Consider the following 11,896-nt stretch of genomic DNA (forward strand, 5'->3'; position numbering starts at 1 on the left):
GCTGCCATGGGCATACGCCTCGGACCCAATCAAGGCCGTGGCCTGAGAACAGCGGTTACGTCTTCATCATCACCACGGCCGGATCGGTGTTGCTCCGCTGGATGTCGCGCAGCGGCGCGTCCAGATGCGCAAGACCCGCAAGTCGCGCCAGCTCAACATCCGCCTCAGCCTGGGTCGGCCTTGCGATAACGAATGCAGACAGCCCGAAGCGCAACGGCGCGCCGGAGCGTCGGCGCGCCCGCAAATCCGCGATCAGGCCGCGCACGTCGTCCAGTGGCTGTCCATTGATGAACCAGACATCGCCCTGGGCGGCAACCAGCGCCCGCGCCGGCTCGGATTCGCCGCCCACATAGATCGCTGGCCGCCGCCGGAATTTGCCCGCCGGTCTGAGCTGATAATCGTCGATGTGAAAATGCTCGCCGTGATGGGTCACGGCCTCGCCGGACATCAGCCGGCTGACCACGGATAGCCATTCCGCGCCATAGGTATAGCGCGCATCGTGCTCCGCGAACGGCAATCCGGCCTTTTCCAGTTCGGGCCGGTTCCAGGCGTTGACCAGATTGAGACCAAAACGCCCCTGGCTGATTTCCTCAATCTGCAGCGCCATCTTGGCCAGAACGACCGGATGATAGAGATATGGCTTGATCGCCGCGATGATCTCGATCCGGCTGGTCAACGCCGCCAGAGCGGCCGAGGTTGTCCATGCCTCAAGCTGGCCCAGATCCCGGTCAAGTGGATTGGCGGTGTGCTGCGCCACAAGCGTCGTCGCATATCCGAGCCGTTCGGCCTCCAGAACCAGCGCGCGGTTCCGCGCGAATGACGCGTCATATGGCTCTTCCGGATCATGCAACGCCGCCCTGTTGCCATGCACCAGAGCCCATATGCCAAAACGCAGCTCGTTTTGAGACATTTTTTCCTCGCACTCGCGTTGTTCAGAAATAATATTTCAATTTACTTTCACCAGTACATAATAAATCAAAGACTATATTGCTGTCCATGCAAACAAAATTACACTGCATCCAAACAGTCAGGATGCATATCAATGATATTGACACGTCGCCAGGTACTTGCCGGCGCGCTCGCCGCGCCCGTCGTGCTGTCAGGAGCTTCCCACGCCGGCGCGGCCGCGCCAGTGCGCTTCAGCTACCAGCGCTCCTCGACGCTGCTGACCTTGCTCAAGGAAGAGCGGGTTCTTGAAAAACGGCTGGCGCCGCTGGGTCTGGAGGTGAACTGGAAGCAGTTCACGTCGGTGCTGCAGCCGATGAACGCCGGCTCGGTGGAGTTTCATGCGGATGTGGCTGACGCCGTGCCAATCTTCACGCAGGCCGCCGGCGCAAAGCTCACGTTTTACGCAACTGAAGCGCCCTCGCCGTCCGCTGAAGCCATTATCGTGCATGCAGATTCGCCGATACGCAGCGTGCGGGACCTGAAGGGAAAACGGGTTGGCGTCTCGCGCGGCTCCGGTTGTCACTTCATCCTGGCGGCGGCGCTTGCCCGCGAGGGGCTATCATTCAGCGACATCACGCCAGCCTATCTGGAAGCGCCAGATGGCGCGGCGGCGTTCAAGGGGCGCAGCATCGACGCCTGGGTGATCTGGGATCCGTTCCTGTCGATCACCGAGCACCAGCATCCGGTGCGGACCATCGCTGACGCCACCGGTCTCAGCGGTTACAGCCGCTATTATACGGTCAACACCAGCTTCGCCAACGAACGCCCGGATGTGGTGAAGATCGTCTTCGAAGCGCTGGCTGAACAGGGCCGGTGGGTCAAGGCCAACCCGGAAGCCGCCGCGAAGAAGCTGGCGCCCATCTGGGGCGACGTGCCGCCGGACGTCGTCAGCGCCGTCAACCAGCGGCGAAGCTATCAGGTTCTCCCCGTGCAGCGCGACAGGCTGGGCGACCAGCAGCGCATCGCCGACGTTTTCCTCGCCGCCGGGCTGATCCCGCAAAAGATCGACGCGACGTCCGCGCCGATCTGGTCTCCACCATCCTGACAGTGAAGCATACGAGGCATGCCTGACGCATTTTTCCGCCAGGCATGACGCCCCGATTTGAAAAACGCCGTCGGCCTCAGGCGCTCTGGCGCGCCGCCATGATCTGCTGCAACTCAGCCTCGTAAGGCGCGTAGGAATCTTTGAGCGTGGCGCTATTGAGCAGCATCGTCGCCACCAGATCGTCGGTTCCGGCGCGGTAGACGCGGGTCAGCACCCAGGCGCTTTCGGTGCGGCGGCTGCCGCTGAGGCCAACAACCTCGCGCTCGAGTTCGTAAGGTTCGCCAACGAACAGCGGGCCGTTGACCAGGCGGATTTCCTGGTCGGCGAACAGGCCAACCGCCGGACCGCGCGCCGGCAGGCGGCCGTTCTCGGGCGAGCCCAACAGCACGCTGATCATTTCCATCGGGATGATCGCCCGACCCCATGGATTATCGCCGGATACATACCACGACGACGGCTCGGTGATGACTTTCAGCTTGTCGCCAAGGCTGAACGGATACAGCGCGCCCATGTTCTGATCCATGGCCATGCGCACCGGAATGCGGCCGCCAAAACGGCCCATCTTCACATCGGCCAGGATCACCAGAACGTCAGGCGCCTTCAGGGTCTGCAGTCGCTGCTCCAGCGCCGTCGGCGGATTGGCGTCGCCAACCGAGGCGGTGCCGCGCAGCACTTCTTCCCCGTCCTCGCGCTCCATCCAGATTTCGGCGTGCGTGGCGCCATCGGCCGGCTTGCGCATGAAAGCCCGGGCCAGATCGCCCTCATAACAGGGGCTGCGATAATGGGCCGAAATACAGCCGCTTTCGAGCCAGGCCTTGCCCCACAGATGTTCGCCCAGCGGCGCGAACTGGCTGAAATGCGTTGGCCCTTCGATCGTGCCGCCCTTGAAGCCCAGCTTCTGCGCCGTGGCGTCGTCGTGAATCGAGGCGTGATCATCGTAGGACTGCGCCTGCAACATCTGGCGCGGACCGCGCAGCGGCCCGGATATCACCGCGCCGTCGTCATGGATTTCGGTCGCGAAGGCTTTCGACATGACGGTTCCTCCCATATGGGCCAGCCATGTCGCTGGCCGTCTTTATGATCTTCACGCCGTCTCCAGAACCATGCCGTCGAAGGCTGGCGTCACGTGGGGCGGCAACCCGGCCGCCAGCGTCGCGTAATCCAGGTCCGTATGCAAATTGGTCAGCACCGCGCGTTTCGGCTGCACCCGGGCGATCAGTTCCAGCGCTTCCGCAACGTTGAAATGCGTCGGATGCGGCGTATGGCGCAGCGCATCGACGATCAGCACGTCGAGGCCATGCAGCATGGCGACGCTGTCCTCCGGCATCAGATGCACGTCGCTGGCGTAAGCCAGATCATTGAAGCGGAAGCCCAGCGCCGTGGTGTCGCCGTGCAGCATGTTGAACGGCAACGCCCGCACCGCGCCGCCGGCGCCGTCAACCACCACTTCCGAGCCAATCGTCATGGGATGGCGGCGCAGGATTGGCGGATAGGAACTGCCGTGCGGCGTGCGGAAGATGTAGTCGAAGCGGTCTTCAAGGAAGGCAAAGGTCTTGTCGTCGATCCACACGTCGAGGCGGCGCCGCATGGCGATGGCCAGCGGCCGCACATCGTCGATGCCATGGGTGTGGTCGGCATGCTCGTGAGTCAGCAGGATGCCGTCGAGCTTGCGCACGTCCGCGTCCAGTAACTGCTCACGCAGATCCGGCCCCATGTCGACCAGCACCGTGGTGGCGCCGCCTGCCCCGACCCGCTCCACCAGCAAGGCGCAACGCCGACGCCGGTTTTTGGGATTGGCGGGATCGCAAGCGCCCCACCCCTGCCCCACGCGCGGCACGCCGGCCGATGAGCCGCAGCCGAGAATGGTGACCTTCAGGCTCATGCGCTCCCCCAGTTTCCAGGGCCTGGTCCGTTCATGAGGACCGGAATTCCCTGGAGCATTTTCGGCGAAAACCATTTCACAGAAAACGCTCCATCCCTTCAAGTTGACGCATTTTCCCCGCGCCAAACGGCGCCAGCCCTGCCGGAAAATGCCCGTGGAACGAATCTGACATTTGCTTCCACCCTCACATCACGCGGCCCGCAAATGCCAAACTCAAAACTCCACTATCAAATCAGCAAGCTGGCAGTGATCGCCCTTGATTCCGGCATTCATTCCACCGCTCTGTATGGAGGATGCGCATGCCGGAAGCAGATCACTGGCCTCGCCCGGCCTTCTCAAGGGCGGCGGCCTTGTCGAACAGCCGGAAAAAATTGTCCGTTGTCAGGCTGGCCAGCGCCGCCGCATCCATGCCGCGCACCTCAGCCAGCACCCGCGCCGTGTGGGCGGTGTAGGCGGGTTCGCAGCGCTTGCCGCGCACCGGAACCGGCGCCAGATAAGGCGAATCCGTTTCCACCAGCAGCCGGTCAGCCGGGACTTCGGCGGCGATGGCGCGGATATCCTCCGATTTCGGGAAGGTCAGGATGCCGGAGAACGACACATAAAGCCCCAGTTCGACGCCGGCGCGCGCCAGTTCCGCCCCGGAGGAGAAGCAGTGCAGCAGCGCCTTGAAGGCGCCCTTCGCCATCTCCTCGCGCAGGATGGCGATCATGTCGTCGTCAGCCTTGCGCGCATGGATCACCAGCGGCAGACCGGTAATGCGCGCGGCGGCGATATTGGTGCGGAACACCGCCTGCTGCACCTCCGGCGGGTCCTTGTCGTAAAAATAATCCAGCCCGGCCTCACCGATGCCGACGCAGCGCGGATGCTGCGCCAGGGCGACGATCTCGTCCACGGTGACGTCCGGCTCTTCCCCCGCGTGCAACGGATGGGTGCCGACGGTGAACCAGACGCGCGGATCGCGCTCGGCGATCTCGCGATAGACGTGAGCCTTGCGCACGTTGGTGGCGATGGTCACCATGCGCGTCACCCCGGCGGCCTCCGCCCTGGCCATCACCTCATCGAAGTCGTTGGCGAAATAATCGAGGTGGCAGTGACTGTCGACGAGCATCAGGAGGCCGCTTCCGTTTCCGGTTCGACATAGCGCGGGAACACCGGCGCCGGCGCCGGCAGATGCGTATGCTCGATCAGCCGGCCAACCCGGCCCAGATGCGCGAAGTCGCGCTTGTCCGCGTCGACAGCCAGCAGGTCGAGCAGCTTTTCCGCCGCGGCTGGCGTCACTGGCTGGGCCATGATCGCGACGTTGCGGATCACCTCTGCCGTCACATACAGCACCGTGGCCATGCGATCCGGCTCGGTCTTGCGCAGCTTCCACGGCTCCTGGGCGGCGAAATAGCGGTTGGCCTCGGCCACGACCGCCCAGACCTCGGCCAGATACGTGTGCAGGGCAAACTGGTCGAGCGCGGCGCGCGCCTTGTCGCGCAGGGCGTCGGCCTGGGCAAGCATGGCGGCGTCCTCCACCGTCAGACCGCCCGGCTGCGGGATCTTGCCGTCGCAATTCTTCGCCACCATCGACAGCGAGCGCTGGGCCAGATTGCCCAGATCGTTGGCGAGGTCGGCGTTGACGCGGTTGACGATGGCCTCATGGCTGTAGCTGCCATCCTGACCAAACGACACCTCGCGCAGCAGGAAATAGCGCATCTGGTCGACGCCATAGGCCGCGGCCAGATCGGCCGGCGAGATGACGTTGCCCAGCGACTTGGACATCTTCTCCCCCTTGTTGAAGAGGAAGCCATGGCCGAACACCCGCTTCGGCAACGCCACGCCCGCCGACATCAGGAACGCCGGCCAGTACACCGCGTGGAAACGGATGATGTCCTTGCCGATGATGTGCGCGTCCGCCGGCCAGTAACGCCACTTCGGATTGTTCTCGTCCGGGAAGCCAACGCCGGTGATGTAATTGGCCAGAGCGTCGATCCACACATACATGACGTGGCCCGGCGCATCAGGCACCGGGATGCCCCAGTCCAGGGTGGTTCGGGAGATCGACAGGTCCTGCAGGCCGCCGCGCACAAAGCTGGCCACCTCGTTGCGCCGTGACTCCGGGCCGACGAAATCCGGCTGCTCCCCGTAGAGCTTCAGCAGACGGTCCTGATACTTCGACAGGCGAAAAAACCAGGTCTGCTCCTCGGTCCACTCCACGGGCGTGCCCTGCGGACCAAGGCGCGTTCCATCGCCCTGCAGCGTGGTTTCGCTCTCGTCGTAGAACGCCTCGTCGCGCACCGAGTACCATCCGGCGTAAGTGTCCAGATAGATGTCGTCATTGGCGCGCATGCGCCGCCACAATTCCTGGCAAGCGGCGTAATGGGCAGGATCGGTGGTGCGGAAAAACCGGTCGTAGGACACCGACAGGCCGTCGCACATGGCCTGGAACAGGGCGGAGTTCCTGTCAGCCAGTTCGCGGGGCGTCACGCCGGCTTTTGCCGCCGTCTGCACCATCTTCAGGCCGTGCTCGTCGGTGCCCGTCTGGAAATAGACGTCATGGCCATCCAGCCGCCTGAAGCGGGCGATGGCGTCGGCGGCGATCGCCTCATAGGCGTGGCCAATATGCGGAGCGCCGTTGGGATAGGAAATCGCTGTGGAGATGTAAAACGTCGGGCGGCCGGCTGCCATGTGCAATAACTCGTCGGTTTGAGCCGGATGCCGGACGGCGGCGCGCCGCCGGAACCCGATCCCGGAGCATATCCGGTCTGATTGAACCGGACGCCTGCTCCATGTTCTGTATTGACGCGCTTCCACGCAAGGTGGCGGCCACTTCGCGCCGGGAAAACGCGTCCAACCAAAGGACAGGACCAGCCCCGATCAGCATGAACGGAGTTGGCTCCCTGGTCGCACTGTCGTCAGGCGGAACGGAGCCAGGCTCCGCCTGAGGACAATGCTCCCGCTGCGGTCAGGCGCGTCTGTCAGCATGCGCCTGTCAGCCGGAAAGTCGCCGGACGGCCTCCGCAAGGTCGCCGAACATCGACATGACCAGCGGCCGCCGGTCGAGATTGTAGCTCTCCGCCTCGCGCGCCGCCTGGGCGTTCTTCTCCCACACCTCGACCAGGGGCGCAAGGCGACGCGGCCCCAGTCCGGCCTGGCTGCGCACAACCGCCGAGGCCCAGTCGCCAACGGTTTCAAGCACCGTGCGAAACGCCTCCTCCTGGTCGCGGCCGGTCACCTTGTCGGCCAGCGCCAGGGCCTGGGAGACATCCATGCGCGGCAATGCGTCCAGCAGCCCCCGGGTCTGGCGGATCAGCGCCCGCCGGGTTTCGTCGAGCATGGCCAGAGCCTCGCCCACCGAGCCGTGCGCCAGCGCCACCGCCTCCGCCAGTTCAGCCTCTTCCGCATCGCTCCATGGCGCGCCCAGCGAGCGCACCGCCCTGGTCACGTCGGCGTCGGCCAGCGGTCGCAGGTTGAGCCGCCGGCAGCGTGAGCGGATCGTTGGCAGGGTGCGCGCCGGGGCGTGCGAAATCACGAAAACGATGGCGCGCGGCGGCGGCTCCTCGATGGCCTTGAGCAAGGCGTTGGCGCCGGCGGCGTTAAGATCATCGGCGCAATCGACAATCACCACCCGCCAGCCACTGGCTGTCGCGGCGAACAGATCAAGCGCCCGGCGCACGTCGGCAACGGCGATTTCAGCTGAAAATCCCTTCCCGTCCTTGCGCGGCCCACGACGGATCACCGCAATATCCGGGTGGGCGCCGCTGGCAACCTGACGGAAAACCCGCGCGTCCGGAGCCACGTACAGGCTGGAGGCTTCCGCTGCACCAGACGCCGACGGATCGGGGTTGGCCAGCAGAAATCGCGTCGCCCGCCAGGCAAAGGTGGCCTTGCCAATGCCCGCCGGGCCGCCGACCAGCCAGGCATGATGCAACCTGCCGCCGCGCCAGGCCTCAAGAAACGCCGTCTCGGCCTCCTGATGCCCGAACAGCAGCGACTGCTCGCGCGGATGCGGCGCGCCAGGATGCTGGTCTGGCCCGATCGCTTCATCCGCGCCGCTTGCCATGCCGTTGTGTCCCCTGTGTGTGGCGCGCCCGGTATGTCAGGATGACGGCTCGGGACGCCGCTGTTTTATCTGGCGACCGGGGCGCCAGAGCAATTCCCGATCTACATGGATCGGGAATTGCTCCAGTTTCCCTTGTTTTGAGCGCATTCTGATCGACCAGACGTTTCCGTCTGGTCGATCAGAATGCGCTCTAGCGCGTGATTGCCGGCGCCGGCGCCGCATCGCCCAGCCGCTCGTCGACGATGCGAAAGATGTCCGCCCCGACCTCGGGGGCAGTCCTGTCCGCATTGACGATGACGCAGCGTCGTGGCTCGGCGTTGGCGATCTGGTGAAAGGCCTTGCGCAGCCGCGCATGAAACCCCAGCCCCTCGCTTTCGAAACGGTCGGCCGGGGCGCCGGCGGCCCGGCGCGACGCGGCGCGCTGCAGGCCAATGGCTGGCGGCATGTCCAGCACCAGCGTCAGGTCGGGCCGGACGCCAGCCAGCGTCACCTGCTCCAGCGCCTGCATGACATCGTCGCCAAGTTTGCCATTCGCCCCCTGGTAAGCGCGGGTGGAATCGGCGAAGCGGTCGCACAGAACCCATTTGCCCGCCTGCAACGCAGGGCGGATCAAACTGTCGATGTGATCGATGCGGGCGGCGCTGAACAGCAACGCCTCCGCCATTGGGCCGAGCGCGCGGGCGCCGCCGCCCAGAATATATTCGCGGATGGTCTCGGCGCGCTGTGAGCCGCCCGGCTCACGCGTCACCACCACGTCCAGACCAGCGGCGCGCAGTCGCGATTCGAGCAGTCTGATCTGCGTGGACTTGCCGACCCCCTCGCCCCCCTCAAAGGTGATGAATCGCCCACGCAGGTTCGCCCCGTCGCTCATTCGCGCCTCAATGCCTTGCGGATCCAGCCGCCCGCCAGTTCAACCGCGCCGTCCATCGCCCGTTGCGGCAGGCTGCCCCGCGCGACGGCGGCGGCGGCGTATAGCGGCGTTTCGAGCGCCGGCGCATCGCCGCGCAGCACCACAAGCCTGCCAATTTCCGCGCCCGCCGCAACCGGCGCTTGCACCGGACCGGTATAGATGATCTGCGCCGTCAGCCGGTCCCCGCCCTCCCGGCGCACCAGCACGCTGACGGGCGCACGCGCCGCCAGCGCAACCGAGCCGCTGGCCCCGCCGAACACGCCAGCCTCGCCAACCGTCGCGCCAGCTTCAAACAGCTTTCGCGCTTCGAACGTCCTGTACGCCCACTCCACAAGCTTGCGCGCTTCATCCGACCGCGAAGCGGCGGTCTTGAGGCCTGTCAGCACGAACACCAGGCGTTGGCCGTTCTGCACCACCGAGCCCGCCAGGGCGAAGCCACCGTCCCTGGTGTAGCCGGTCTGCAAGCCATCGGCGCCATTCACCGCCTGCACCAGCGGGTTGCGGTTGCGCTGGCGAATTTTGTTCCAGGTGAACTCTGGCTCGCTGAACACCCGGTAAAGCTCGGGCCAGGCGGCGATCACATGGCGCGACAACCGCGCCATGTCGCGCGCCGTCGTCATCTGCCCCGGATCTGGCAGACCGGACGCGTTGACAAACGTTGTCCGGATCAGACCCAGTTCTTTCGCCTTCTCCGTCATGCGGGCGACGAACGCCGGCTCGCTGCCGGCAATGCCTTCCGCCAGCACGATGGCGGCGTCATTGCCCGCCTGCACCAGCATGCCGCGCAGCAGATCGCCGACGCGCACCTCGCTGTTCAGAAGGGCGAACATGGCGGAGCCGCCGGATGGCCCGCCGCCAGTGCGCCAGGCGTGCTCCGACACCCTGAACATCGTGTCTGGCGTGATTTTTCCAGACGACAGCGCCTCAAACACCAGGGCGGCGGTCATGATCTTGGCCATGCTGGCTGGCGCGAACGGCGCATCTGCCGCCTTGTCGAACAGCACGGAACCTGTGGCGTCGTCGATCAGGATCGCTTGCGCAGCCTCGGTTTCGAAGGCCGCCGGTGTTTTTGTCGCCGCCTCCCGCCCATGCTGGGCCACCGCGGGCGCCACGGGCAACGCCATCGCCGCCGGCAGCAACGCGACCGCACCCACAAACGCGCGTGACGCCGCCCTCACGCCTCCAGGAAGGGCCGCGCGCCAGCCATCTCGCCGCTTCAGTCCGAATATCATGGCGGACAATCTCATAAAGGGAATGTGCGGCGGCCGCGGCGCAAAGACAAGAAGGCGGCAGTGGAACAGCCGACGCATCCCCGGCCGGCCACAAGCGCTCTCCGACGCTCCCATGGCGCCATGCCCAGGCCAGCGACGAAAAGACCTCGCCGGCGCCGCCCTGGCCGCGCCGGAAGATGCGATCTGACCAATCCGCCGGCTTTGCTGCTCGCACAGCCAATGGGCGGCTGGTCCGTCTCTCCGAAAAATTTGCCTGTCGTGAAATGCTGACCGCCGCGGCCTCAGTTGCCTGCGGCGACCCTCAAGGGACGCATCGGCGGCAATGGCGCCGTGTCAGGAAGCGTCGACACGCTTTCCTCAACAAGACCAGCCATGGTCATGCCGGTCGCGCCGCCCTGGATGTGGGTCGACACAGCAGCCGCCTGCGCCTCGCTGGTCTGCGTCTCGCCGGCCTGCGCCTCATTCGCCAACGTCCCTGCGGCGCCGGTTTCGCGCGCCGTCATGCGGGGCCCCTCATGCGACTGCGGAGCTGTCGAGCCCGCGCTGGCCATCATGACAGGCGTCTGCTGGCCATCCAGACGGGCTGGCGCGGCGGCGGAAAGGGTATTGGCCAGCACCTGATCATCGCTGCCGTTGACCGAGGCCTGGCGAATGAAATCAACCTTCACCCGCGCGGTGCCCACCTGACGGAACTCCAGGAGTTCGGCGGCGCGTCGCGACACGTCGATGACCCGCCGCCCGTGATAGGGGCCGCGATCATTGACCCGCACCACCAGCGACAGACCGTTGTCCAGATTGGTGACGCGCACGTAGCTCGGCAGTGGCAGGGTTGGATGCGCGGCGGCGATGGATTCCTTGTCGAAGACCTCGCCATTGGCGGTCAGGCGACCATGAAAATCCATGCCGTACCAGGAGGCGACGCCCTTTGCGGAATAATGGGGATTCGCGATCGGCGTGTAGCGTTTGCCAGCAACAGTGTAAGGCTTGCCCAGCATGGCGCGACCGCCGCCCTTGGGCACCGGATCGCCCGGGCGCACCACGCGCGGGCTCGAGCTCACGCCATATTTCTTGTTGAAGCGATCCTGTTTGCCGCCCTGACGCTCCACCTGCCCGGCGCAATTGGCGACGAGGAGCGCCGCCGCTGTCACGCCGGCGACGCGCAGGACCACGCCCCCCAGGCTCAGTCCGCCTGCCCTGATCCCCTGCTTTCCCTCGCCCCGCCGTACCTCATGCGCATGCGCTGACCTGGCGAAACTGCGGGAGGATTGCAGGGGATAGCATTCGGACATGGCCAGCCTGGGCTCGCTTCTGTAGAGGCGCAACAAATCGCCTGGTCACAGGATTGAAACTGCATTTCCGGCCTGTCGCGTTAACAAAGCCTTAATGCAGCCTCCAGATGCGGGGTGCGATGGATCAAAATGAAACAGTCCGATCGCACGCAGAACCTGGCCTGGACGGGCATATTTGTCAAAACGGCGCCGGTTTCACGTCAGATGAACGCGGCCCCCTGTCGGCATTCCTTTCATGAACCTCAAGCGGGAAAACATTTTTTCGGACAGTGTGCGCCCTTTCGCATCGCCAGTTCGCGCCTGCGCCCGACAAACGCCACAATCACAACCAGCAATTAACCTTTCACTGTCTTTTCCGGATAAACACACACATTGAGCGCGCCCGATCGTTGACGCGATCAGCGCGCGCCAGCGGGGCCTTGCCGGCTGATTCAGGATCGACTTGCGTCACGAGACAATGCGCCCGCGCGGACGCCCAAGCCCGCCCTGCCCCTGCCCCTGCCCCTGCCCCTGCCCCTGCCCCTGCCCCTGCCCCTGCCCCTGCC

9 protein-coding genes and 1 pseudogene are annotated in these 11,896 nt (G+C 65.3%); 1 reads left to right on the forward strand and 9 read right to left on the reverse strand.

What is annotated here, in order from left to right:
• Positions 1 to 58: 58 nt before the first annotated feature.
• Positions 59 to 910, reverse strand: a pseudogene (locus IE243_RS08345) (LLM class flavin-dependent oxidoreductase); the annotation flags it as partial.
• Between the two features lie 132 nt (positions 911 to 1,042).
• On the opposite strand from IE243_RS08345, the gene IE243_RS08350 reads away from it, so the two are divergent.
• On the forward strand, positions 1,043 to 1,993 hold the full coding sequence (locus tag IE243_RS08350) for an aliphatic sulfonate ABC transporter substrate-binding protein (protein ID WP_191318916.1): 951 nt from the start codon (positions 1,043 to 1,045) through the stop codon (positions 1,991 to 1,993).
• Between the two features lie 76 nt (positions 1,994 to 2,069).
• On the opposite strand, the gene IE243_RS08355 is transcribed toward IE243_RS08350, so the two are convergent.
• The 8 genes from IE243_RS08355 to IE243_RS08390 all read right to left on the reverse strand — a co-directional run bounded on the left by IE243_RS08355 (position 2,070) and on the right by IE243_RS08390 (position 11,384).
• Positions 2,070 to 3,026: a hypothetical protein gene (locus IE243_RS08355; protein WP_191318917.1), complete on the reverse strand. Its 957-nt coding sequence runs from the start codon at positions 3,024 to 3,026 to the stop codon at positions 2,070 to 2,072.
• A 51-nt stretch (positions 3,027 to 3,077) separates the two neighbouring features.
• Entirely contained in the window at positions 3,078 to 3,875 is a 798-nt protein-coding gene (locus tag IE243_RS08360; protein WP_191318918.1) for an MBL fold metallo-hydrolase, read from the reverse strand.
• A 313-nt stretch (positions 3,876 to 4,188) separates the two neighbouring features.
• Positions 4,189 to 4,983, reverse strand: coding sequence for a TatD family hydrolase (locus tag IE243_RS08365; protein WP_191318919.1), 795 nt, complete (start codon positions 4,981 to 4,983; stop codon positions 4,189 to 4,191).
• A complete protein-coding gene (gene metG / locus IE243_RS08370) occupies positions 4,983 to 6,545 on the reverse strand; it encodes a methionine--tRNA ligase (RefSeq protein WP_191318920.1) in 1,563 nt (520 codons plus the stop codon). The genes IE243_RS08365 and metG overlap by 1 nt, the downstream gene beginning before the upstream one ends.
• A 304-nt stretch (positions 6,546 to 6,849) precedes the next feature.
• A complete protein-coding gene (locus IE243_RS08375; RefSeq protein WP_191318921.1) occupies positions 6,850 to 7,920 on the reverse strand; it encodes a DNA polymerase III subunit delta' in 1,071 nt (356 codons plus the stop codon).
• Between the two features lie 190 nt (positions 7,921 to 8,110).
• Positions 8,111 to 8,791 carry a dTMP kinase gene (gene tmk / locus IE243_RS08380; protein WP_191318922.1) on the reverse strand — a complete coding sequence of 227 codons (681 nt, stop codon included), beginning with the start codon at positions 8,789 to 8,791 and terminating at the stop codon, positions 8,111 to 8,113.
• Entirely contained in the window at positions 8,788 to 9,942 is a 1,155-nt protein-coding gene (locus IE243_RS08385; RefSeq protein ID WP_244642982.1) for a D-alanyl-D-alanine carboxypeptidase family protein, read from the reverse strand. Before IE243_RS08385 ends, tmk begins: the two co-directional genes overlap by 4 nt.
• Before the next feature lie 401 nt (positions 9,943 to 10,343).
• Positions 10,344 to 11,384: a septal ring lytic transglycosylase RlpA family protein gene (locus tag IE243_RS08390; protein WP_244642984.1), complete on the reverse strand. Its 1,041-nt coding sequence runs from the start codon at positions 11,382 to 11,384 to the stop codon at positions 10,344 to 10,346.
• Positions 11,385 to 11,896 lie beyond the last annotated feature (512 nt).

This window comes from Camelimonas fluminis (assembly GCF_014656355.1).
In the GTDB taxonomy this organism is placed as follows: domain Bacteria; phylum Pseudomonadota; class Alphaproteobacteria; order Rhizobiales; family Beijerinckiaceae; genus Camelimonas; species Camelimonas fluminis.